The sequence below is a fragment of the Fibrobacter succinogenes subsp. succinogenes S85 genome (assembly GCF_000146505.1).
In the GTDB taxonomy this organism is placed as follows: Bacteria; Fibrobacterota; Fibrobacteria; order Fibrobacterales; family Fibrobacteraceae; genus Fibrobacter; species Fibrobacter succinogenes.
Window position 1 is genome coordinate 2,323,766 of sequence record NC_017448.1, and the last position, 25,018, is coordinate 2,348,783.

Below are 25,018 nucleotides of genomic sequence, written 5' to 3' on the forward strand. Positions count from 1 at the left end.
ATTTAGGACACTAAGAAATAAGAGGAGATTATTATGTCCAAGAATTCTAAAACTGTGGTTGCAAAACCCGTAAAAAAAGTTGCGACGAAGGCTGCGGCAAAACCCGCTGCAGAAAAGTCCGCCGCAAAAACCGTGAAGGCTCCTGCCAAGAAGGCCGCTCCGAAGGCTGAAAAGCCGGCTAAGGCTCCTGCTAAGGTTGCAAAGGCTGCAAAAGTTGAAGCCCCGAAAGCTGAAGTGAAGGTCGCCAAGGCCCCGAAGGCTGCTGCCCCGAAGAAGGTCGCTGTCGAATTCGTTGCCGATTGCCCGCTTGCAACAACCGTCTCTGTTGCTGGTACGTTCAACAACTGGACTGTCGATGCCGACATGCTCAAGAAGGACAAGAAGACGGGTCTTTGGGTTGCAAAGATTTCCCTCGTTCCGGGCGACTACGAATACAAGTTTGTCTGTGACGGTGTGAACTGGGACGCAGGCGACAACAAGATCAAGCACGTATAATTGCTCTGATTGAAAAACTATTGAAAATGCGCCGGGCATAACGCTCGGCGTTTTTTTTCATTTTGTGTAAAATAGTAAACTAGTGAAAAACGAAAATATTGTTATAATTCTAAATTCTAAGTTCTAAGTTCTAAGTTCTAAGTTCTATTTTTCTAAATTTGCCCCCGTATGAAATATTCCATCCCTGATTCAGTGCTTTTGAAAGCGGCCAGTGAATACGGCACCCCGCTTTGGATTTATGACCGTGCGACGATTGAACGTGCTGTAAAGGACGTGCAGGTTTTTGACACTGTGCGCTTTGCTCAAAAGGCATGCCCGAACCTCTCTGTGGTTTCGCTCATCCGCAAGCTTGGCTGCGTTGTCGACGCCGTCTCCGCTGGTGAAATTGTGCGCGCCCTCAAGGCCGGCTTCAAGGGTGGACAGCAGAAGGGCAAGGTTCCTGAAATTGTCTATACAGCCGATATCTTCGACCGCGATGCACTCGAACTCGTGAAGAAGTACGATATCGCCGTGAACGTGGGCTCTCCGGACATGATCCAGCAGCTCGCTGATTTTGGCGTGAAGTCTGAACTCACCATCCGCGTGAATCCGGGCTTTGGCCATGGTCACTCCCGCAAGACGAATACCGGTGGCGATCTTTCCAAGCACGGCATTTGGCACGAACAGATTAAGGACTGCATCAAGCTCGCCCAGAGCAACGGCATGTGGATTACCGGTTTGCATATGCACATCGGTTCCGGCACGGATTTTGAACACTTGGCCCAGGTTTGCGATGCCATGGTGGACGCTAGCCGTCACCTCGGTTCTCACCTCCGCACGATTAGCGCTGGTGGTGGCCTCCCGATTCCGTATCACGAAGAAGAAAAGGGCAACCGCATTGACGTGAAGGCTTACTATGATTTGTGGGACAACGCCCGCAAGCGTATCCAGCAGAGCATTGGTCATGATGTCCATCTCGAAGTGGAACCGGGCCGTTATCTTGTTGCAGAAAGCGGCTACCTCGTTGCGGAAATCCGCGCTGTGAAGAAGCAGGGAAGTAATTTGTTCTACTTGCTCGACGCGGGCTTTACCGATCTCGTTCGCCCGAGCTTCTACGGTAGCTATCATGCTATTTCTGTGGTTGCCCGTGACGGTCGTGAACTGAACGAAACTGTTGACGCTGTTGTGGCTGGCCCGCTTTGCGAATCCGGGGACGTGTTCACGCAGGAAGAAGGTGGCTTTGTCGTGACGCGCAAGCTCCCGAAGGCTCAGGTGGGTGACCTCTTGATTCTCCATGATGCTGGTGCTTACGGTGCCGCCATGAGCAGCAACTACAATAGCCGTCGCTACGCTGCTGAAACGATGTACACGAAGGGTGAAATCAAGCTCGTTCGTGAACGCCAGACTTTCGAACAGCTTTTGCAGAACGATCGCATTATCGAACTGTAAGCGATTGCCGTTCCTGACGCTTTATATAGCCGCCCCGCACACTGTTGCGGGGTTGCTTTTTTTATAGGCGTTTTATAGTATATTTAAAATGCGATAATTTATGAATATTTGGCCTAAACTCAACTTGACTTGTGCGAAATTTTCTTTGGTCGTTGAACGTCCAGAGGAGTTTATGTGGTTCCCCGAGGCGGTGCTGCGAGGTGCTTTAGGGTATTTTTGGCATGCCGAGGGCCTACGATTTGTTCGTCTATATGATCTTTTCTTTGGTGCTACCGAGCAGGCGGAACTTGAACGAATTGCAACGCCTCCGGTGGGTGCCTTGCTGAACTGCAATCATTGCGGCGAGAATCGTTTTGAATTGAATGCTATTTTGTTTGGAAAATGCGAAGAGCAAGTCCCTCTTTTGCTTGAATCACTCCATATCTTGGGGCATGAGGGTGTCGGCGAAAGGTATGTACGTTTTTTTGTCGATGGACTGCCGAGGTTTAAAACAAATGAAATATGCAATTGCGTGTGTGATGATCCTGTCGATGGCCGTATTTTGCCGTTGTCGTTTTCCCCTGAACATGGCGTGTGCCTTGATATAGTGCGCCCTATGACGCTTCGCGCCTTGGGCGGTAAGTTTTTGATGGAATGGGATACGGGGGCGTTCTTCCGTAATTTGGTTCAGCGTCTGAGGCTGCTTTCGCAATTTTATGGAGAGCCGCTCCCTCCTGATTGGGGTGAAAATGTGCTAGAAGATGTTGCTCAAATCGTTGCTAGTTCTGATACTCGGATAGTACATCGTGCGCGTCGGAGTACGCGACAAAATGCAAGGCTGGATTACTCGGGATTTACGGGGTCGGTGGTGCTCCGCCGTGTGTCCGCCGACTTGTTTGGGTTGTTGCGCATGGGTCGCCTGGTTGGTGTTGGAAAAAATACCGTGATGGGTAGCGGGCGCTATTTGGTGTCGCTGCTTTAAATTTGTTCTCTTTTTTTGGTTGACGATATCTCCTTGGATAAGGATATAATTATTGGCGATTAAAGAAACTTTTAAACAAGGAGAACAAAATGAATCAGGTTAAAAAAGTGATTGCTTACGTTGCCGCTACAGCTGAAGCCGCCAAGGTCCTCGTTGATGTGTATGAAAAATACAGGGCCAACGTTAAGGAAATTAAGGATAATTCCTGTTCCGGTCCGACGGTAGACGCCTAATCCCCCAAAATTCAACCCCAAAAAAAGGAAATACAATATGAACCAGCTTAAAGGAATCATCACCATCGTCTCTGCTGTGGTTACTATCGTGAGTACCATTCAAAAAATGACCACGAAAAGTGCTCCCCGCGTATAGAGCAAGTTTAACCTTCAACCTGCCCGCTTTTTAGCGGGCCTTTTGTGCTTTTTATATATTTCAAAAAAATCTCGGCGAAAAATCGCTATCTGAAAGGAGAAGTTTTATGGCATACTGGAATGTTGGAATTGATGAATCGGGGGTGTTTACTTATTACAATACTAAGGGGAAACATTCTTTTGTCTGCGCTGCAATTACGCAGGAATCGCCTGATTCGCTTGAAGAGAAGTTTGCAAATCTCTTCTATATGATGAAGGGAAGGGAACATAGAAATGATTGGGAACTCCTGAGTTATTTCCATGCCATGGAACGTTCTAATGACGATAATAACACGATTTTTAGCAACTTGAAAAATAGTGTTTATAAGGCTGTCGTCTCAAAAGGTCGTCCGCTTGTCCTTTGTAATCCGCAACATTGGTGGCTTTCGGGGGTGATGTCTGTTTTGCGGCAGATTGTTATGCTGGACGAAATAAAGACAGGGGATACCTTGGACATCTTTTTGGCTACGCGCTCAATGAATGTGGTTGGCCTGTTTGTGAACAATTACGAAAATAATTCGCAAGAAGAAGGTGCATCCTGGAAACGGTATCATGAGATTCTTCAAGGGGATTTGCTCCGCTGGATAAAAGCTGTTGATAAGAAGGTCTTGAATATATACCTTCATTGTGTGCCTGCGAATGAATCGGGGTCGGTTACTCTTGCTGACCAAACAGTAGGCATGGTTTGGAAAAATTGCACTGGGTATTTAGGGAATAAAGTCTGCTATACTGAATGTGCGGACTTTTATGAAATGTACAATGTGGAATCTTCGGCCTCTGATCGTCCTCTGGGAAATACGAACGAGAACGCGTGCAAGCGCTTTATGGAAGAATCGAATTACTTGACGGCGCTTCAGTTCTGGTTGCGGGCATTTTTTGCCAAAGAGAACATTCCCTTTAAACTGTTTTCCGATATAATGAAAGGCGCGTATGCTGACGTCCATACTTATGTTGAAGCGTGGAAGATTGTGCTTGATACCTGTGAATATGCGCTTGACAATCGAGGTGAAGATTCTCAGCTTATTGACCGTGTTTTTAAGCTGGAGCCTGAGTTGCAGAATGAGTATGCTCAAGTTGAAGGATTGAAAGACGTGCATCTATTGATGGATATCTGGCGTGTCTTGGAGAAGGTTTCATCTCATCGAGGTGACACAAACTGCAAAGTTTTGGACTATGTTGATAGTTTTTGGAAAAAAGGCGGTCAAGAAATTGGCAGTACCTTGGACCGCTGGAAGTCCTATTTGCAGACAAAATTGATTGGTGCGCAAATTCCGTTTAATGGTTATGATTTTGCTAGTGTTTCTGATCGCATGGAGCCGTTGCTTGATTGCCATGAAAAACTTTGCAGTCTGCCATTCCCGTTTGAGAACGCAACTGTTGATGATGAACTGGCTGCATTGCTTGGTACTTGTGGTCAAGCGGCTGCGTTCCAAGAGAACTTGGACGATGCTATAAGCTGTTTTGAAGATGATTATGCCAATTCCTCTGAGGGCTGGAAATCAATGCCTGCAAGTTTTATGGTGACGGTATTGCATCGTAAGCAGGATTTTGAGTCGGCTTGTGCGTGGTTTGAAAAACAGACGGGTGGGGACTCGTTTGAAAGCTTTGGCAAGACTCTTTCGTCGTCATCGGACAAGTGGTTGATGATCAATTACTTTAAGATTCTTGTACTCGCCCAGATGCAGGAAAGAAATGTAGAACCCATTATCCCTGATTTGGAATCGTGGAATATCCAGAATAGTTATCCGTGGCCACTTGTTCTCAAGTGGGCTGCATTTGCGCTCATGCTGAGCGGTCAAGGTGAGCGCGGTGTTGAACTTTTGGATACTGCGCATAAGCTGTTGCAAAAGGGCGGATTTACGATAAAGACGCTCTCGCTCCCCATTTTGCAAATGCTCTATTGCGTAACCGAAGACGAACTGTATGAGGCTGCTTACAAGGAGCTTCTAGAAAAGCTTACTGCTTCTTGCAAGATGTTTAAAGCTTACGTAGAAAATCATAGTGAATCGTTTGCGCTTGACAAAGACAAGGGCCTTTGGAATGCGGCGATGATTCTGCCGTTCAACTACGCATAATCGGTGTCAGTAATTTTATAAAAGAGGAGTTTTTATGGCTACGTGGAATATTGGTATTGATGAAAAAGGACGATTTGGCTGTTTTACTGAATCGAAAGAAGGCCCGTCTGTTGTTTGCGCTTTTATTACACAAAAGAATGGTGCTGATTGTGAAATGTTTCTGAAAGGATGCGCTGCTTTGATTAATCGGCAAAAGTTTGATAAAGTTACTAATACCGTAGTTCGAGAACACTATAAAAATGAATCAGATTATGATAGGGCTGTTTTTGAAAAAATTGTTGAGAATTTTTATCATGCAAGAGCAATGAGAGAGTCCGGTCGTGAAAAAAATGATAAAAAAGAAGATCCTTTAAAAGAAACGATGGATTTTTTAATTGATTTAGAGGCGCGAAAAGATTTCTTTGAGAAAATTTTTGTATCGCCTCAAAATAAGGACTTTGTTGGTAGTCGCCAAAACTATTACTTGAACTCTCTGTATGAAGTTTTGAGCAGTGTTTTTGAGTCTGGTATATTTAAACCGAAAGATTCGGTAAATGTGTATATTGCCCAAAGAGCTTTAGAGGTGATTGGCTATGAATTCCCGGCTGATATTGTGGTACGTCAATTGCGCAATGCGTTAGAAAATTGTGCTTCTAGCGAAGTTTCTAATGATATTGAAAATGCTATAAAAATTATTCATAAATATGGTGATAAGCAAGCGCATCGTTCATTTGAAAGTGTAGGTGAGGAGAAAGACTATAAAGATCTCTTGAAAGATTACCATGACAATTTGGCGAAGTCCATAAGGAATTTTTTAACAAGTTCATATCCTAATGTAAGTGTTGGTAATGTAGTATGCCAATCTGCTAAAAAGTATGTATTCCCTGCGATGGCGGATATTGCAGGGACTCTTGTGGATTATGGCGTTGAATGCGAAAAGGCGAAGAAAAGGAGCTTGGTTAAGGGCCTTAATATAAAAGCTTTTATTGAAGATGGAGATTTTGATGCTGCTGCGCAATTGATTGGTCAACTTTTTTATGCTCCTAAAAAGGTTAAGGAGACATTGAAAGGTAATTTAGTGGAATTGTTTATCTCTGTTACAAGTGAAAAAGACGAATCTATTACAAGAAAGAATTATGATAGCGTGTGGAAAATTTTGACAGACCACTGCATTGGTAAAATGCACAACCGAGGGGTTGAAGGTGAATTGTTCCTTGAAACAGGCAAGCTGATTAATCTTCTTGATGAATTTATTGATGCGTATAAACCATCACCTGTTGTGTATGCTCGGTATCTGAAAATGAAGGGCGAGTTCGGCCAACATTCGGGTAGTATTGATCTTGATGCCGCGAAAGGCTTGGCGGAGAAAATAAAAGGCTTTAGGGAAAACTGTCGGGATAAAGAAGTATATGCGGAACTATATGATCTCGAAGAAGAGTTCTGGATAGAAAGCTGTTCGCAGTTTAGATTCAATTTGTATGATTTTGATGATGCTGATTACAAGCAGATTCTGAAAGAATATAAATTGAAGATGAAACGTCTTCCGTTCTGGTCGGAAATTTATAAGAAAGACGACATTAAGGATAGACGCTATTCTGTTATTTGTGGAACTATTGGGCAAGCTTTGGCGTTCTCGGGTGATCATAAAAAGGCGATAGAATATTTACTTGAGGACTATCGTCATACTAATTATATGAAGAATTTACCTGCAAGCTTTTTGGTGGTGGAATATCTCCGTAAGGGAGAGCTTGAAAACGCTGTTGAGTGGTTTAAAAACCAAGTGAAGGAAGTTCTTGGGAAAGAAAAAACGATAGAGCAGTTTTTCCTTGATGTTGAAGACGGTAAAAAGGTTGATAATTGGCTTGTCCTCAATTTCCTGAGAATCTGGGCTTATTCAATGAAAATTGGAAAGCCTGTGGTGCAAAGAACGCTTTCGTTTGAAAAGTGGACTGAATGCAATTTTGATGAGTATCCTGGTGGACTCGTGCTAAAGTGGGCTGCAATTTGTAACCACTATGCAAAAGGTTCCAAAGAAACTACGGTTGCGTTGTTGAATAAGTCTATTGAGGTGCTGACGAAGGAATCTGCGTTTGCCGTAAATTCTTTAGCGCTTTCTCCGATGAGGGTGCTGAATGTTTTGGACGCGATGCCCATTGAAAATTATGCGAAAGCCTTTGATGATTTGTGCAAACGTTGTGAGTCGTTCGCGAAGTATGCGAAGGCGAACCCTGTTCTTGATCCAAAGACGGAATGCAAGGACGTCTGGGATGCCGCAATGATTCTTCCGTTCAACTACGCATAGGCTTTCCACCTCGCTCTAAATTTTACCTAGGTCAGCTTCGGCTGGCCTTTTTTTGTCGCTTAAAATTTTTCTTGAAAAAAATTCAAAAAAAGTGGTTGTCAAATTAAAAATTGACTCGGATATAATAAACAGAAAACGACGCGAGAGCGTCAAACAAAATGTTTAAGGAGTCCCCGCTGATGAAACCTAAAGAATTTATTGACTTGTTCCCTTTCGGCTATGTGCGCCTTCGTAACCAGAACGGCAGCGTTGCGCTCTCGCTTGATACGCCAAGCACAGAGGCTTATGTGTTTGCGAGAAGAAAGCGCAGGTGCGATCGCATGCCGCCCATCAATCAGAAGGAGGCGGATCTTTTGCAGCAGGAATTTGGAACGGACTGTACTATCGTTGACTGGTTTAGCGATGATTCTTGCCGTTACTTTATCACGACCTCTCTTGAGGATGCGCTTCTCCATTACAGACTTGTGTTGAGCGCGTTCTTTGATGACGAGACGTTTGAAATCACGGGCAATTTCTATGAAAAGAAAAACGAGAACACCCGAAGAAAGATTTGCTACGACCGTTATCTGAGAAAGCTGCCGCCTGATGCTTTGACGACCGAGGCTGACTTCACGAAGGAATGCTACGATGTAATCTTCCCGGACGATGCCTTGAGTCACTGCAGAAGGCTTGGCAATGTGATTGCGATGAACACGTACTGCACGCCAAAAGCAAATACACACGAGCTTGAAAACGGTAAAACTTTGGAGGATGACGATGAAACCGATTTTGATTAATGCTGATAAACGCCTTGCTGTGACTAGGGCTTCCAGGCCTGGGGATCTTCTCCATACGCCTAAAGGTACTAGTATCCGACTGGTTTCCGTGTTGGGCGAAGGTGGCGAGGGTGCGGTTTATGAGACGAATATGCCCTATGTGGCCAAGGTGTATAAGCCGGAAAAGACGACGTCCCATAAGCTTGTGAAGATCCAGGCGATGGCTTCTGCCGGGGTGAAGTTTCCTGGCATCTGTCTTCCGTTGGCTCCGCTGTACAATTCCCGGAATGAATTTGTGGGCTACCTGATGGAAAAGGCCGATGGCGTGAAGATCCGTACTCTTTACCAGAAGCCGCTCCTGCAGAAAAAGTTCCCTCATTGGACCAAGCGAGACTTGGTCGAGCTTTGTGTGACCATTTTGGAAAAGATTGAATGCTTGCATCGGAAAGGAATTGTTCTTGGCGACATCAATCCGGACAACATTCTCGTAAAGACGCCCAGGGAAGTTTACTTTGTGGACTGCGACTCTTATCAGGTGGCTGGCTACCCATGCCCTGTCGGAACGATTCCGTTTACGCCGCCGGAACTCCAGAATCGTGGCCATTATGATAGCTACCTCCGCACGGTTGGCAATGAGAATTTTGCCGTGGCGGTCCTTCTCTTTTCGCTGATGATCACCGGTCAAATGCCGTACAATCAAAAGGGAGGCGTGAGCGCCCAGCAGAATATCATCGATATGGATTTCTCGTACCCGCTCGGAGAATCTTCGAACAAGAAAACTCCGAATGGTCCGTGGAGATTCCTGTGGAGCCACCTCCCACGATTTTTGAAGGATGCCTTCTACAACACTTTCAATAAGGGTGGCAACTATTCTGTCGAAAGCAAGCGCCTGAGTACCTTTGATTGGCTCAAAAAGTTCAAGGAATACTTGCGACTGCTTGATTCGGGAAAGCTTGGCGAACAGGATGAAATGTCTACGTGGATTTATCCGACTCGTTTCAAAAAGCAGAAGGGCGTAGTTTATGTGAAATGCCCGTACTGTAAGAACGACACCGACCAAAGCTGGATCAACGAAAAAGGGGCTTGCATCGAATGCTTGCGCAAACGAAGACTTGCTCGCCAGCGCAGTTATGGAAACCCACGTGTGCTGCAGGAATCCAAGGTTCAGTCTCCGTTGAACGTATTGCCGGATTTCTTGTATCGCCTCTTTGGCTAACCATAAAAATTTTTAACAAAATAAACAACAAACAAAAAAGGAAAAACCATCATGACGAATGAAAAACTCCTCAACATTGAAGACCTCGAAAACAACCCGTCCACCCGCGTGCCTGTGTGCCTTGTTTTGGACACCAGCGGCTCCATGGAGGGCCAGCCGATCAGCGAACTCAACGAAGGTATCAACTGCTTTTACGATGCCGTGCGCAGCGACGAAACCGCTTTGTACGCAGCCGAAATTGCCGTTGTGACTTTCGGTGGATCCGCCGTACTCAAGACCGATTTCAGCACTCTTGAGCATCAGCCTGATTCGCCTAACTTTTTCGCTAATGGCGGCACTCCTATGGGCGAGGCGATGAACATGGCGCTTGACTTGCTTGAAAAAAGGAAGGGCGAGTATAAGGCCAGCGGCGTAGATTATTATCAGCCGTGGATTGTGCTCATGACGGACGGTAAGCCGAATGGCGACAGCTCGGAATACGCAAGGGCGGTCCAGCGTACCTGCGAAATGATTAAAAATCGCAAGTTGACCATTTTCCCGATCGGCATTGGCGAAGATGCAGACATGAATGCATTGGCGGCGTTCTCTCCGAAGCGCAGCCCGCTCAAGTTGCAGGGCTTGAACTTCAGGGAATTCTTTGCCTGGCTTTCCAAGAGCGTGTCGAAGGTCTCGCAGTCCACGCCGGGGGATAAGATCCAGCTGGACACCGATGGCATCAAGGGTTGGGCGGAGCTGTAGTATGTGCTGGGTTACCGTACAAAGTGCCGTTCAGGGCCGTGGTCACTTGAGCTCGGGTACGCCTTGTCAGGATAAGACCTTCTCTGTCATCAAGGACGGATGTTCCGTATGCGCCCTTGCTGATGGAGCAGGCTCTGCAAGCCTTTCCCATTTTGGGGCCGAAGCCGTGACTCAGACGATTTGCAACTTTATGGCTGAAAACTTTGACTTTGTCATTAACGAAGAAGATGGTGTCGCCGTAAAGCAGCGCATCCTTGAAGTTGTCGGCCAGCGTCTCAATGCTCTCTGTGCTGAACGGGGCTGCTCTTTGAAGGACCTCGCCTCTACGCTCTTGTTTGTTGCCGTGAAAGCAGGGAAGTTCGTGATTTGCCACATTGGTGACGGCGTTATCGGCTATTTCAAAAATGGCGAAGTGCTGGTGGCGTCCCATCCGGAGAATGGCGAATTTGCGAACACGACGGTCTTTACGACATCGAATAACGCCATTGCAAGTATGAAGCTCATCAAGGGCAACTTGAATCAGATTTCAGGTTTTGTCTTGATGTCCGATGGTTCGGAAAACAGCTTTTATAATAAACGAAACAAGGTCCTATCTCCTTCCCTTGCTCGTTTATTTAAGCTTGCTTCTGTTTGCGATGGTGCGTTCATGTCGCAAGGGCTGCGCGACGCGCTTGAAAATTGTGTTAAGCGGAAAACCACCGATGACTGCAGCATGGTGCTGATGTCGCAGCCCGCGAATGGGCGGGGCTTTGCGGATCTCGCGGATACAGACAAGTGTGAATTCCTTCGGCTTCCTGATACGCGTGCTTCCCGAAAAAGGCTGAAAAGCTTTGAGGATGCTCTCGATGCTTTGCGGTCTTGGAGCTCCTACCGGGCGGCTAAGCGAAGGCTGCATTGGCGAGGGAAAAAGCTCGACAGGATTCTGGCCTGCCTGGGCAAGGCAAATCTTCTTCAGGTTCGTGAGGACGGATGTTACAAATCCGCCCTCCGGGCTTTTTTATAAAAAAACAAGTTTTTTCAAAAAAATCAAATTTTTTTGTCCGCACCTCTTGCATTCGTTAGGGGAATTAGATATATTTGGAGTAACGAAAGCATTGCTTTCTGTTTTTTATTACTCTGGTTAGTTCGCTAACCGCTATATCTGTTCCTCGGAACGGATCATTATCAATCAAAAAAGGCTTAACGGCCGCTCTGTTTGAAACCCGTGGCGCTTTGCCATGGCTCGCCTATAGTGTCTTGGCGGGTAAAATTAAGACGTCTGGAGCGGTTTGATTGGCCTTGAAGGTAAGGATCCTATGCCGACGAACGCAATCAACTTCCCCAAAAATTTCCAGAACGCAGATAGTTTCGCTCGTTTCGCCAAGGTCTCGCCCTTGGTGGTTAACTGGCACGCTCTGGAGCATTGCAACTATAAGTGCTCTTTCTGCTACAGCGACTGGAACAGCCGTGATGAAGCTTGGAACACCCCCGAAAACGTCCGCAAGGTGATCGAGAATATCGCCCGTTTCCATGCCGATTATTTTGGCGCAGATGCAGCTCCCTGGCGCTTGAGCGTTGTGGGCGGCGAACCCATCCTCTTCCCGAAAAAGGCGCAGTTCATGGTCAAAACGGCTGTTGCGTGTGGTGCCGAGGTCTCGATAATCACGAATGGCAGTCACCTTGAGAACGCATTGCCCTTTGCACACCTCCTTTCCCAGGTGGGTATTTCGCTCGATTCCTTTGTTCATGAAACCAACTTGAAGATTGGCCGCCAGTGCAATGGTCACACGCTCTCCTTTGAAGAGATTTCGGATAAGATTGCTGCACTCCGTGCCGTTAATCCGAACGTCCGCGTGAAGGTGAACACTGTCGTCAACCAGAATAACTTCGGTGAAGTCCTTGTTGACAAGGTGGCAGCACTCGGTGCAACTAAGTACAAAATTTTGCGCCAGATGCCGTTTGGTGGCAACAAGGGTATTACGGACGATGAATTCCATGTGTTTATCCGTAACAATTACCGCGAGGACCTTTTCGGTCACGACGATGGTAAGCGTCACATCTTCATCGAGGATAATTCCGTGATGACGCAGAGCTATTTGATGATTGCTCCGAACGGTTGCTTGTTCCAGAACGGTGGCGCGGAATACCGTTACAGCCGCCCTCTCATGGAAACCCCGTTTGAAGAGGCTCTGAAAGACATCAACTTCTCTGCCGAAAAGTTCTTTAGCCGTTACACATCTACGGCGACGGACGCGATCCTCGCCCGTATGCATGAATGTGCTGCATAAATTCACTCATCTTTCACTTCAAACAAAGGAGAATAACTTTATGTTCATTCTGATTTCAATTATCCTCGCAAAAATCCTCTAAGGCGCAAGCCACGCCCGGCTCGGAGGCGTAAAACCTGAGCCGTGTGGAGCCTACGGTATAAGGCCAACTTTTATCTCACATAGGTTCCCCGAGCCTTTAAAATCGGGGGTTCATAGACCTTAGGCGACGAGGTGTCGCTGAGGTCACAGTGGTCACAACGCTCGAGGCTGGGATGTTCCCAGTGTCGGTAATGCCGCATGGCAAAAGGAGATAAAAGTTATGACGACGATTACAACAAATTCCAAAATCGAATCCCTCATTGAATCCGCACGCAAGCATGGCGATAGCGCCTCAATCAATGCTCTTTATGAGCTTTACGAGGAAAAGTTCAAGTCTGCTGCGATGTATCATTTCAAACGTATTCCTTTCAACTTCGATGTGGCGCGACTCCCGAACAGTCGCTATAAACAGGACTTGATCATCAGTGCTGCTTACGATGCCTTTGTGAAGACGTACAAGACTTACGACGGCTCGCGTGGTGCCAGTTTTGTGACTTTGCTTAACAGGAACATTGAATGGCTCTTCAAGGATCTGCAAAAAGAAAACGCTAAGGAAAGCAAGCGTTGGAAGAACAGTACTGACGCTATATACAGCAAGCGCAAGCAGGACTATACTGACGACCTTGAAAATGTTTCCTGCAGTTCTCGCGATGCCTACGATACCTGCGACACCGACATGGTCAATGAAGTTCTGAGCACGATGCAGGGCGCAGCCCGCAAGAATGCCGAGGCTCTGTACCGCATCTTTTCTGAAGAAGGTGCTGATAAGCAGTGCTCCGCAGCAGACCGTCTCGGGATTTCGCGCCAGGCAATCAACAAAAGTTTCAAGTCGTACAGGGAATATGGCCCCAAGGCGATTCGCGACAGAGTCCTCGAAACGTTGAGGGAAAAAGCGTCCCAACGTGTAGTCGGGACAAAGACCACGAATTGCAATGTTTTTAAAGACGAATCTAAGTAGGTCGTAACAAACAAAAAAGGAGTCTATTATGACACAGTTCAAAAATCTTGCCGCATTCACGCTTTTCGCAGTTTCGTTGTTAGCCTCGGTTGTCAGCGCCGCCGGATCCAATTTGTTTGAATTCAAATCGGCGAATGTGCCGCCTGGTTCCATGGCCATTGAATACTATGGCGCCCTTTCGGGAATTTATCAGGGTAAAGACAACCTTTTCTTTAAGGGTGCCGACACGGTGCATGTGTATTTCGTTGGCGAACTTCGCGACAGCAAAATGGTCAATGGCGCTGCCGAAATCAAGGACGAGGAACGTCATGTCTCTTACACCGGGAACATTGTGAACGGCGTTATGCAAGACGACCATGCCGAAGCAACAAGAGTAAAGTCCAAAAAGTCCATGGAGTTCTTTAGCGGTAGTTTTAACGGCTACGAGTTCGACTCCTGCTTTTACGCCAATAGCGGAACTTCGGAACGGTATATCGGAAAAATGTCCAACGGCAAATTCAATGACGTCAGTGCCTCTTACGTTGGCCCGCTGTACAGGATTTACAATGGGGATTTTTCCTCCTATGCCATCCAGAGCGACTTCTTTGATTTCTCGCCTGTGAATTTCAGTCGCAAGGACATGGCGACATTCCAGGGTGCCATGCGTGACGGCCGCATCGCGGACTTCGGGAGCCTTTCTGTTGTTCACAAAGGCGACACTCTGCACTATACAGGTGATTTTGAAAATGCCCAAGTAAATGGTGTCGGTACTGTAAAGGTGGGCGATTTGTATTCGTATGTTGGGCATTTCGCAAAGGGGCTGATTGCGGGGCTTGGCGAAATCACGTCGGATCATTTTTCTCGCCTGTTCACCGAAAGCGAACATGTACCTGCAGGGACTATTTCCATCAAGGGAATCTGGGCAGGGATTTCTGGACTCGGCACGTATTTCCGCGTGACGGACGAGGACGGTGCAAATGTCAAGCTCAAAATGAACGACGGAACCATCGAAGAGTTGAGCAGTCTGCAGCGTTTCAGAAACTGGGTTAGCGAAACAGGCGTTTCCGAGTGGATCGTGTCGCACAGAAGCGAAATCGACAAAGTCATTACCGGGGCGGCCTTTGTAGATGCAGGTGTTTGCGCAAGCCTCCTGATCTTCCCGGCTTCGGCTCCGGTGACAGGCCCAATCTGTGGTGGAGGTTTCTTTACCATAGTGGGTACAGAGGCTGTGCTTCAGTTGATCTTGACGTTTGATGCCATCAACGAACAATGCTATACCGAAGATTGCGTCGAAGACTTGTGGAAAAACTTTGGCAAGGAACAGCTCTTCAATGCCGGATTGATTCTGTTGCCTCCGGTAATTGCACGAGCAGGCAAGGCGGTTGCGCCTACTCTCAAGTCGTATTTGGCTACGGTCAAGGAGTTTGGCTATACAAGGGCTATTGCGATGAGCAAGAACGCGCAGGCCGTGAAAGAGCTTGAAATGCTCCCGGAAATCAGCCTCCCTCGTGTCAGGGAAATCGATGTCCTCAACGACAGACTCGCCTTTAAGCAGGCCGTTGTCGACTACACCGGCAAGAGTTTTAGGGATGGCTTTGTGGAATTCTTTGTCCGTCTGAAAAAGTCCGGACAGGAAAATCTGATCAAGGACATTTGGAAAAGCCACAAGGATTTCATCAAGAACAGTGGAATCCGTGCCGGTGGTGAACACGAATGGCTCGAGGCGGATCGTTTCGTTGATTACCTGCTGAATCCGAAGTGGGGGAGTGATGGCGCTTACCTTGCCTACATACTCCCTAGAATGACGCAAAGGACAACGGGCGTAAAATTTGCCAATGGCGGCGCGCACACGATTGTTGACGAAACCGGGCGCAAAATTCCTGGGCCGAACAGCGGAAGTTTCCATAAGACTCTTGGTGAAACTATCGGGAGCTGCAATACCGCAAGCTGCGTGTTCGGCAAGATGAAAAGTTTTGCCTCGCGCGAGTTGACCTCGTCTTCGTACAAGGAATACCTCGCCATGGAACGTGCCGTTTTAGAGTAACACTCAATTTTTAAAAGGAGATAAAAAATGCAGAATTTCAAGAATTACCGTAAATACGAAATTAGCAGCAGGCTTGGTGACAACCTTCCGCTTGACGTGATGATTGTGGGCGCTACAGGTGCTGGCAAGTCGTCGCTCGTCAATGCCCTTTGTGGCGGAGCGGTTGCATGCGTGGGCGAGGGCGTGGACCCCGAAACCATGGATATCACTCGCTATGCGCTCAACAACCATTTTTGCGTGTGGGATACGCCTGGGCTTGGCGACAGTGCCGTTGCGGATGCTAGCCATAAACGCAATATTGTCAAACATCTGCTGAAGACATACGAAAATGGCGGAGCGCGTTACCGTTTCATGGACCTTGTCCTTGTGGTGCTCGAGGGCGGCATTCGTGACATGGGCTCGTGCTACTCGCTTTTGAACGAAGTCGTTGTCCCGAACATTGACCGCGAACGCATCGTTGTGGCTATCAACCAGGCCGATATCGCCATGAAGGGGACGCATTGGGATTCTTGGCGCAACAAGCCCGATGCGGTGCTTGACTCGTTCCTGCGCGACAAGGCCGAATCGGTCAGGCGGCGCGTTTACGAAGCGACAGGTGTTTCTATCCGTACGCCGGTGTGCTTCTCGGCTGGAACTGGCTACAACATGGATGCCGTGGTCGATGCCTTGATTGAGCAGATCCCGCGCTACCGCCCAGCCGTGCGCCATGCATGAAGTTGAAAAAAATGGTTGACACTTTCACCGCAAAAGCAGATGTAATAGACAAAAGAATTCAACAAGGTTCATAAGGAGAACTAAAATGACTTACAATACGAACAACATGGAATTTGTTACCAAGATGGAACACGATATCGAAGCCTCTGGCCTCCCGGATGCAGTCAAGCACAAGCTTCTTGCCAACTTGCTGCTCCTCAAGAGCAAGAAGGTGAACCTCCTCATCACGGGTGCCACGGGCTGTGGCAAGAGTTCAACCATCAACGCGCTCTTTAATGCCGACGTGTCGAAGGTGGGTGTAGGTGTGGACCCCGAAACCATGGAAATCGAGAAGTACGAACTCGGCAACCTCGTTTTGTGGGATAGCCCGGGGCTTGGCGACGGCAAGGAAGCCGACAACCGTCACGCGAAAAACCTCACCGCGAAACTCCTCGAACGCGACGCCGATGGCAATCCGCTGATTGACCTCGTGCTGGTGATTCTCGACGGCAGCTCCCGCGACATGGGTACTTCCTTCGAGCTTATCAGCAACGTGATTGTCCCGAACCTCGGCGAAGACAAGTCCCGCATTCTGGTAGCGATCAACCAGGCCGACATGGCCATGAAGGGTCGCGGCTGGGACCGCGTGAACAACAGGCCCGAACCCGCTTTGGAGCAGTTCTTGCAGGAGAAGGTGGAATCCGTTAGGCGCCGCATCAAGGAAAGTACGGGTGTTGATGTGGAACCCATCTACTATAGCGCAGGCTACAAGGATGGTGATGCTCCGCAGAGACCCTACAACTTGACCAAGCTCCTGTACCAGATTGTCCACTACACGCCCAAGGAAAAGCGCACGATTTACGCGAACAACATCAACCGCGACCGTGAAATGTGGAAGGACGACGACGAACTCAAGGACTACCGCAACAGCATTCTGGACGATATTGTTGAATCGATTTCGGACTGTGCTGAGACCGGGGCCGAGATTGGCGAAAGTCTGGGTGGCCTTTTTGGTAGCGCAGGCCGTACTGTGGGCCGTGTTGCAGGCCGCGTTGTCGGTGGCGCTTTCGGGGCGGTCAAGAGTATCGCGAAGTCCTTCTTCGGCGGACTCTTTGGCTGGTAACGCCCCCACCTGCTCCTCATTAGCCACTTTGTGTGTCCCTTGTGTTGTGGCAGGGCGGTCCCGGTGAAAACCGGGGCCGTTTTTTATTTGGCAATTGAGGGCGCGGAGCCTAAAATTTCCCATTTTCACTCAAAAAAGTGTAAATTTAAGGTGTCCGGTCTGCATGGCCGGGTCGCAACTTGACATTTGATACAGACAACAAAAACGCCAATTTCGGGTGCGGCTGTTGCCAACGGCCGCCTGGAACCCTTTATTTATGCAGGTTCCAGAGGGGTACTCCCTGAAAAGCATTCCTCTCGCAAGAGAGATCTTTTTTCAAAAAACAGGTTGACACTTTTGTTGTCTTTGTCGATATATGTTATGTCAGACGCTCGTTACGTTCGGCATAACATTTTACTCCTGAGGTTGGCGGTCCCGGTAAAAATCGGGGCCGTTTTTTATTTGGCAATTGAGAGCGCGGAGCCTAAAAATTCCCATTTTCACTCAAAAAAGTGTAAATTTAAGGTGTCCGGTCTGCATGGCCGGGTCGCAACTTGACATTTGTTACAGACAACATTCGTGTTACCATGCCGAAATTGAGCTAAAAACGCCAATTTTGGGTGCTTTTTAGGGTTTTGTAAAGAAAAATTAAAATTCTATTAAGTGCTTTTGCGTGCAGTTGTTACCAACGGCCGCCTGGAACCCTTTATTTATGCAGGTTCCAGAGGGGTACTCCCTGAAAAGCATTACTCTCGCAAGAGAGATTAAGACTTAAACTCTTTTGTTGCTTTGAAGGGATTAAAATAGCCCTGAAAAGCATTACTCTCGCAAGAGAGATTAAGACTTTCATATTGTTACCTCCTAGAATTTTTCTATTCCCTCCCTGAAAAGCATTACTCTCGCAAGAGAGATTAAGACTTTGCAATCTTTGCCATGATCTTGGTCTTAGTGTTTTCCCTGAAAAGCATTACTCTCGCAAGAGAGATTAAGACAGAACACGCATTTCAGTATCGAGCCTTTCCTTGTCACCCTGAAAAGCATTACTCTCGCAAGAGAGATTAAGACCATCACTCATCTTTTTGAGTACCTCTGCAGGTACATCACCCTGAAAAGCATTACTCTCGCAAGAGAGATGGCAACCTGGCGGTTGCCTGCTTGTCGGCTCGGTCATGCCCACGCAAGCGTGTTCGCGACGCTCGCCTCTGTCGCAGTAAGACTTGGAACTCTCGCAAGAGAGATTAAGACGGAGCTGGTTCCCATTCAGCAGATTCAATTGCTGATCCCCTGAAAAGCATTCCTCTCGCAAGAGAGATGGCAACCTAGCGGCTGCCAGCTTGTCGGCTCGGTCATGCCCGTGCAAGCACGGTCGCGACACTCGCCTCTGTCGCAGTAAGACTTGGAAAGCGTAAAGCACTAACGTCATTGCAAGGAGTATAACGACGCGACGATCCACAACTCTCGCAAGAGAGTTTTTTTCAAAAATCTGGTTGACACTATTGTTGTCTTTGTCGATATATGTTATGTCAGACGCTCGTTACGTTCGGCATAACATTTTACTCCTGAGGTTGGCGGTCTCGGTAAAATCGGGGCCGTTTTTTTTATGTGGTTGACGTTCTTCTATATCAAAGAGATATAATGGTTGTCGGGCGCATGGGGCGTTCGGAAAAAAGAGGTAAAATATGAAAACTATTCAGCAAAGCATTTGGACTATTCCGTGGGGCGACATCCCGACTCCCCCGAAAATTTCATTTTTTGAGTCGGCGCTTTCATTCTAAAACGATAAAAACAGAAGGGTGCAATGTTGCACTGTCAAACCTTAACGGAGGATACCTCAATGAGACCGATTGTCGCATCTGTTGATGAAACCGAAATCGAAATCCTTGCAAAACACTGCTAATCAACGAATAAAATTTCAAACTAAAGCTTTAAACCCCGGTGTCAAAAACCGGGCCTTTTTTGTTGTCAATTGGGGATGCGGAGCCTAAAATTCTCCATTTTCACTCAAAAAAGTGTAAATTTAAGGTGTCCGGTCTGCATGGCCGGGTCGCAATTTGACATTTGTTACAGACAACATTCGTGTTACCATGCCGAAATTGAGCTAAAAACGCCAATTTCGGGTGCTTTTTAGGGTTTTGTAAAGAAAAATTAAAATTCTATTAAGTGCTTTTGTGTGCAGTTGTTACCAACGGCCGCCTGGAGCCCTTTATTTATGCGGGTTCCAGAGGGGTACTCCCCTGAAAAGCATTCCTCTCGCAAGAGAGATTAAGACTACTTTGCTTCGCAGCGTTGCTTATGGAAGAGCGTACCCCTGAAAAGCATTACTCTCGCAAGAGAGATTAAGACCTCTACGCTTATTATAGATAATGAAGTTCTTAGGTTCTCCCTGAAAAGCATTACTCTCGCAAGAGAGATTAAGACCCTTACGCCAGTAAAGTGCAGTGTTAACGTTAAACAACCCTGAAAAGCATTCCTCTCGCAAGAGAGATGGCAACCTTGCGGTTGCCTGCTTGTCGGCTCGGAAATGGTCCCGCAAGCGGTCCCGCTTCGCTCGCCTCTGTCGCAGTAAGACCAAGATGTCATTCTGGAGCCGAAGGCGATAGAATCCATACTCTCGCAAGAGAGATTAAGACTTTTCTAGCCCCTCCGCTATATGCTTTTCGAACCTTTCCCCTGAAAAGCATTCCTCTCGCAAGAGAGATTGCAGCTACGCCGCCAAATGGTCGGTTCGGTCATGCCGGAATGCAAGCATTCCGTCGCGACGCTCACCTTATCCATTTGTAAGACTCTTTAACTCTCGCAAGAGAGATTAAGACTTCTTGAGACGACGCACATACTCGCCTACGTTATGGACACCCTGAAAAGCATTCCTCTCGCAAGAGAGATGACAATCTTCGATTGTCTGCTCCTAGGCTCGGCAATGGAAATGCAAGCATTTCCGCTGCTCTCGTCTTACGTCGCAGTGCGAGCCTGGCGGTTGCCTGCTTGTCGACTCGGAAATGGTCCCGCAAGCGTGTTCGCGACGCTCGCCTCTGTCGCAGTAAGACTAAAACAGGGTCCGTGAACCTGCCGAAGGGCCGCGAAGACTCTCGCAAGGGAATTTTTTTCAAAATTCTAGTTGACACTTTTGTTGTGCATAGCGATATAGTGTATGTTGAGTGGCTCCGGTGAAAACCGGGGCCGTTCGTGTTTTTGGTGGTTGACATTTTCCCAAAACGAAAAGACATAAAGGTTGTAGGGGTGCAAAGCCCCGGACACAACTCAAAAAATGGGGAATCTATGCTATGCATTTATACGTGACCGAACAGGGGACCCGCCTGGGGAAAAATGGCGGGCATTTGGTGGTCCAGCGCGACGGCTGTACCATAGACGATATTCTTTTGTCCGAGGTCGATTCGCTTTCGCTCTTTGGGGCGGTCCACCCGACGACAGACGCGATGCTTGCCTTGCTAGATAAGGGGGCGGACATTGCGTTCCTGAGCAGTGGCGGGCGGTATCGCGGGCGGCTTGTCTCGGCGGTGGGCAAGAATGTGCCTCTGCGGCTTTGCCAGTACGATGTCTTCCGCGACGATGATCGGGCTTTCGCGCTTGCAAAATCCTGTGTTGTCCGCAAGCTGGAAAACGGTTTGCGCGTCCTGGAGGCGTATTCCAAGAACCCGCACAATTCCTTCCGTTTTGAAAACCGCGACGAATACTTGCGGAACCTGAACGCTGTCCGGAGATTGCAAGGCTTTGATCGGGATGAACTACGGGGTTTTGAGGGCAATGGCGCGAGAATATATTTTGAAAACTTTGGTCGATGCCTGGCTTGCGGGCTGGATTTTCCCGGACGGAAATATCACCCGAGTACGGATCCCGTAAACGCGCTGCTTTCTTTTGGCTACACCCTTACGGCCCGTTCCCTGGAATCGCTGCTGGAGTCTTATGGAATGGACCCGATGTTAGGTTATCTGCACGAACCCTCCTATGGCAGGAATTCGCTGGCGCAGGATATGCTTGAGGAGTTCCGGCATCCGCTTGTTGATAGGCTTGTGCTGTTCCTCTTCAATAGACGCGTTCTGGTGGCGGATGATTTTGAACAAAGAAATGATGAAAACTCGTCGGGACAGCTATTTCTGAAACCTGAAAAAATGCGTGTATTCTTGCACCATTACGAAGATTTTGTGGCAAGGCCGAACGGCATCTATCAGGGGTTGGCGAATTTGCCTTGGCGCAGCGTGATGCGGCTCCGGGTCGAAGCGTTCCGTCGGTTGCTCTTGGAAGGAGTCGAGATGGCGGACTTGCAATGGAATCCCGAATACAGCGAGTCGGCATGAAGTATCTGGTCGCGTTCGATATTTCAAATTCCCGCCGCCGCGGGAGGATGGTTAAGCTGTGCCTTGCGACTGGGTTTCGTGTGCAGAAGTCGGTATTCGAGTCGTTCTTGGACTCGGTGCAGGTGGCGAGTTTTGAAAACGAGGCCGAAAAGATTATTGATCCTGATACGGATTCGGTGAGGCTGTACCCGATTGACGCGCGGGCTGACGAAGGCGTGCGTATAGTCGGTTGCGGAAAGCGTATTGAAAATCCCGCCTTCAAGGTGCTGTAGCGGACCCAGAAATTTCCCATTTTCACTCAAAAAAGTGTAAATTTAAGGCGTCCGGTCTGCATGGCCGGGTCGCAACTTGACATTTGTTACAGACAACATTCGTGTTACCATGCCGAAATTGAGCTAAAAACGCCAATTTCGGGTGCTTTTTAGGGTTTTGTAAAGAAAAATTAAAATTCTATTAAGTGCTTTTGCGTGCAGTTGTTACCAACGGCCGCCTGGAACCCTTTATTTATGCGGGTTCCAGAGGGGTACTCCCTGAAAAGTATTCCTCTCGCAAGAGAGATTAAGACGTCGATCCTTCTTTTGGCCCCAACCTTCTTCTCCCCCTGAAAAGTATTCCTCTCGCAAGAGAGATTGCAGCTACGCTGCCAAATGGTCGGTTCGGTCATGCCGGAATGCAAGCATTCCGTCGCGACGCTCACCTTATCCATTTGTAAGACTCTTTAACTCTCGCAAGAGAGATTAAGACTCAAATGGAGCTCGACAACCGGAGAATAGGCTTCATCCCCTGAAAAGCATTCCTCTCGCAAGAGAGATTGCAGCCTGGCGGCTGCCTGCTTGTCGGCTCGGAAATGGTCCCGCAAGCGGTCCCGCTTCGCTCGCCTCTGTCGCAGTAAGACTAAAGAAAAGCGGAATATACCTCACAATGTCATCTCGGTCCTGTGCCGGGAACGCCATGTTTCTCTGAAGGTAAAAGACCTCTCGCAAGAGAGATCTTTTTTCAAAAAACAGGTTGACACTTTTGTTGTCTTTGTCGATATATGTTATGTCAGACGCTCGTTACGTTCGGCATAACATTTTACTCCTGAGGTTGGCGGTCCCGGTAAAAATCGGGGCCGTTTTTTATTTTATGTGGTTGACGTTCTTCTATATCAAAGTGATATAATGGTTGTCGGGCGCATGGGGCGTTCGGAAAAAAGAGGTAAAATATGAAAACTACTCAGCAAAGCATTTGGACTATTCCGTGGGGCGACATCCCGACTCCCCCGAAAATTTCATTTTTTGAGTCAACGCTTTCATTCTAAAGCGATAAAAACAGAAGGGTGCAATGTTGCACTGTCAAACCTTAACGGAGGATACCTCAATGAGACCGATTGTCACATCTGTCGATGAAACCGAAATCCTTGCAAAACACTGCTAATCAACGAATGATATTTCAAACTAAAGCGTTAAACCCCGGTGTCAAAAACCGGGCTTTTTTTGTTGTCAATTGGGGATGCGGAGCCTAAAATTTCCCATTTTCACTCAAAAAAGTGTAAATTTAAGGTGTCCGGTCTGCATGGCCGGGTCGCAACTTGACATTTGTTACAGACAACATTCGTGTTACCATGCCGAAATTGAGCTAAAAACGCCAATTTCGGGTGCTTTTTAAGGTTTTGTAAAGAAAAATTAAAATTCTATCAAGTGCTTTTGTGTGCAGCTGTTACCAACGGCCGCCTGGAGCCCTTTATTTATGCGGGTTCCAGAGGGGTACTCCCTGAAAAGCATTACTCTCGCAAGAGAGATTAAGACTGAAGATTATTAGTCACGATAGTATGACGTTATTATCCCCTGAAAAGCATTACTCTCGCAAGAGAGATTGCAGCCTACGGCTGCCTGCTTCTCGGCTCGGAAATGGTCCCGCAAGCGGTCCCGCTTCGCTCGCCTCTGTCGCAGTAAGACTTGGAGTTCTCGCAAGAGAGATTAAGACTATCCAGTACCACGTACATTTGCATCCCAAATTGTAGCCCTGAAAAGCATTCCTCTCGCAAGAGAGATTGCAACCTGGCGGTTGCCTGCTTGTCGGCTCGGTCATGCCCACGCAAGCGTGTTCGCGACACTCGCCTCTGTCGCAGTAAGACTTAGAACTCTCGCAAGAGAGATTAAGACTTTATTCTCAGGAGGCGGAATTCAGCTGTTATCCCGCCCTGAAATGCATTACTCTCGTAAGAGAGATTGCAACCTTACGGTTGCCTGCTTGTCGGTTCGGAAATGGTCCCGCAAACGGTCCCGCTTCGCTCGCCTCTGTCGCAGTAAGACTATGGAACTCTCGCAAGAGAGATTAAGACGAATCTCTGAAAAGGATCATTCTTTATTCCCCTTTACCCTGAAAGGCGCTGCTCTCGCTTTACGTCGCAGTGCGAATCTCCGGCTGCCTGCTTGTCAGCTCGGAAATGGTCCCGCAAGCGGTTCCGCTTCGCTCGCCTCTGTCGCAGTAAGACTTGGAGCTCTCGCAAGAGAAATCTTTTTCCCCAAAAAACAGGTTGACACTTTTGTTGTCTTTGTCGATATAATTCATGTCAGGCGCTCATTACCGTCTGGCTGAACATATGTACCTCCTGTGGTTGGCGGCTCCGGTGAAAATCGGGGCCGTTTTTTATTTTATGTGGTTGACGTTCTTCTATATCAAAGTGATATAATGGTTGTCGGGCGCGTGGGGCGTTCGGAAAAAAAGAGGTAAAATATGAAAACTGTTCAGCAAAGCATTTGGACTATCCCGTGGGGCGATATCCCGACTCCCCCGAAAATTTCATTTTTTGAGTCGGCGCTTCCATTCTAAAAAACGATAAAAACAGAAGGGTACAATGTTGCACTGTCAAACCTTAACGGAGGATACCTCAATGAGACCGATTATCGCATCTGTTGATGAAACCGAAATCGAAATCCTTGCAAAACACTGCTGATCAACGAATAATATTTCAAACTAAAGCGTTAAACCCCGGTGTCAAAGCCGGGCCTTTTTTGTTGTCATATGGGTATGCGGAGCCTAAAATTTCCCATTTTCACTCAAAAAAGTGTAAATTTAAGGTGTCCGGTCTGCATGGCCGGGTCGCAACTTGACATTTGTTACAGACAACATTCGTGTTACCATGCCGAAATTGAGTTAAAAACACCAATTTCGGGTGCTTTTTAGGGTTTTGTAAAGAAAAATTAAAATTCTATTAAGTGCTTTTGCGTGCAGTTGTTACCA

Annotated in this window: 17 protein-coding genes and 1 CRISPR repeat array; all 17 genes read left to right on the forward strand. The window is 47.6% G+C overall.

The window, feature by feature from the left end; all coding sequences use genetic code 11:
• Positions 1-33: 33 nt before the first annotated feature.
• The 17 genes from FSU_RS09610 to cas2 all read left to right on the forward strand — a co-directional run bounded on the left by FSU_RS09610 (position 34) and on the right by cas2 (position 22,065).
• Entirely contained in the window at positions 34-495 is a 462-nt protein-coding gene (locus tag FSU_RS09610) for a glycogen-binding domain-containing protein (RefSeq protein WP_014546222.1), read from the forward strand.
• Positions 496-663: 168 nt separating this feature from the next.
• The gene (gene lysA / locus FSU_RS09615) at positions 664-1,923 is read left to right on the forward strand and encodes a diaminopimelate decarboxylase (protein WP_014546223.1); all 1,260 of its coding nucleotides are present in this window, start codon (positions 664-666) and stop codon (positions 1,921-1,923) included.
• Between the two features lie 100 nt (positions 1,924-2,023).
• Positions 2,024-2,884 carry a CRISPR system precrRNA processing endoribonuclease RAMP protein Cas6 gene (cas6, locus tag FSU_RS09620; RefSeq protein ID WP_014546224.1) on the forward strand — a complete coding sequence of 287 codons (861 nt, stop codon included), beginning with the start codon at positions 2,024-2,026 and terminating at the stop codon, positions 2,882-2,884.
• 89 nt (positions 2,885-2,973) lie between these two features.
• Positions 2,974-3,117 (forward strand): hypothetical protein, encoded by a 144-nt coding sequence (locus FSU_RS16425; protein ID WP_014546225.1) that lies wholly within the window; start codon positions 2,974-2,976, stop codon positions 3,115-3,117.
• A 242-nt stretch (positions 3,118-3,359) separates the two neighbouring features.
• A complete protein-coding gene (locus FSU_RS09625) occupies positions 3,360-5,366 on the forward strand; it encodes a hypothetical protein (protein ID WP_014546227.1) in 2,007 nt (668 codons plus the stop codon).
• 34 nt (positions 5,367-5,400) lie between these two features.
• The gene (locus tag FSU_RS09630; RefSeq protein WP_014546228.1) at positions 5,401-7,647 is read left to right on the forward strand and encodes a hypothetical protein; all 2,247 of its coding nucleotides are present in this window, start codon (positions 5,401-5,403) and stop codon (positions 7,645-7,647) included.
• Between the two features lie 179 nt (positions 7,648-7,826).
• On the forward strand, positions 7,827-8,423 hold the full coding sequence (locus FSU_RS09635; RefSeq protein WP_014546229.1) for a hypothetical protein: 597 nt from the start codon (positions 7,827-7,829) through the stop codon (positions 8,421-8,423).
• Positions 8,404-9,618 (forward strand): protein kinase domain-containing protein, encoded by a 1,215-nt coding sequence (locus FSU_RS09640; protein ID WP_014546230.1) that lies wholly within the window; start codon positions 8,404-8,406, stop codon positions 9,616-9,618. Before FSU_RS09635 ends, FSU_RS09640 begins: the two co-directional genes overlap by 20 nt.
• A 51-nt stretch (positions 9,619-9,669) precedes the next feature.
• Positions 9,670-10,356 carry a vWA domain-containing protein gene (locus FSU_RS09645; protein ID WP_014546231.1) on the forward strand — a complete coding sequence of 229 codons (687 nt, stop codon included), beginning with the start codon at positions 9,670-9,672 and terminating at the stop codon, positions 10,354-10,356.
• Position 10,357: 1 nt separating this feature from the next.
• On the forward strand, positions 10,358-11,359 hold the full coding sequence (locus FSU_RS09650; RefSeq protein ID WP_014546232.1) for a PP2C family serine/threonine-protein phosphatase: 1,002 nt from the start codon (positions 10,358-10,360) through the stop codon (positions 11,357-11,359).
• A 265-nt stretch (positions 11,360-11,624) separates the two neighbouring features.
• The gene (locus FSU_RS09655; protein ID WP_014546233.1) at positions 11,625-12,623 is read left to right on the forward strand and encodes a viperin family antiviral radical SAM protein; all 999 of its coding nucleotides are present in this window, start codon (positions 11,625-11,627) and stop codon (positions 12,621-12,623) included.
• A 301-nt stretch (positions 12,624-12,924) separates the two neighbouring features.
• Positions 12,925-13,662: a hypothetical protein gene (locus FSU_RS09660; RefSeq protein WP_014546234.1), complete on the forward strand. Its 738-nt coding sequence runs from the start codon at positions 12,925-12,927 to the stop codon at positions 13,660-13,662.
• Between the two features lie 28 nt (positions 13,663-13,690).
• Positions 13,691-15,685 carry an MORN repeat-containing protein gene (locus FSU_RS09665; RefSeq protein ID WP_015732047.1) on the forward strand — a complete coding sequence of 665 codons (1,995 nt, stop codon included), beginning with the start codon at positions 13,691-13,693 and terminating at the stop codon, positions 15,683-15,685.
• A gap of 27 nt (positions 15,686-15,712) precedes the next feature.
• Positions 15,713-16,399, forward strand: a complete 687-nt coding sequence (locus tag FSU_RS09670) for a GTPase family protein (protein WP_014546235.1) — start codon at positions 15,713-15,715, stop codon at positions 16,397-16,399.
• Positions 16,400-16,484: 85 nt separating this feature from the next.
• Positions 16,485-17,501: a GTPase family protein gene (locus FSU_RS09675; protein ID WP_014546236.1), complete on the forward strand. Its 1,017-nt coding sequence runs from the start codon at positions 16,485-16,487 to the stop codon at positions 17,499-17,501.
• 713 nt (positions 17,502-18,214) lie between these two features.
• A CRISPR array of direct repeats spans positions 18,215-18,621; the repeat unit is 37 nt; unit sequence CCCTGAAAAGCATTACTCTCGCAAGAGAGATTAAGAC.
• A gap of 2,140 nt (positions 18,622-20,761) precedes the next feature.
• The gene (gene cas1, locus FSU_RS09685) at positions 20,762-21,793 is read left to right on the forward strand and encodes a CRISPR-associated endonuclease Cas1 (protein ID WP_014546237.1); all 1,032 of its coding nucleotides are present in this window, start codon (positions 20,762-20,764) and stop codon (positions 21,791-21,793) included.
• A gap of 47 nt (positions 21,794-21,840) precedes the next feature.
• The gene (gene cas2 / locus FSU_RS09690; RefSeq protein WP_244263606.1) at positions 21,841-22,065 is read left to right on the forward strand and encodes a CRISPR-associated endonuclease Cas2; all 225 of its coding nucleotides are present in this window, start codon (positions 21,841-21,843) and stop codon (positions 22,063-22,065) included.
• Positions 22,066-25,018: the final 2,953 nt, after the last annotated feature.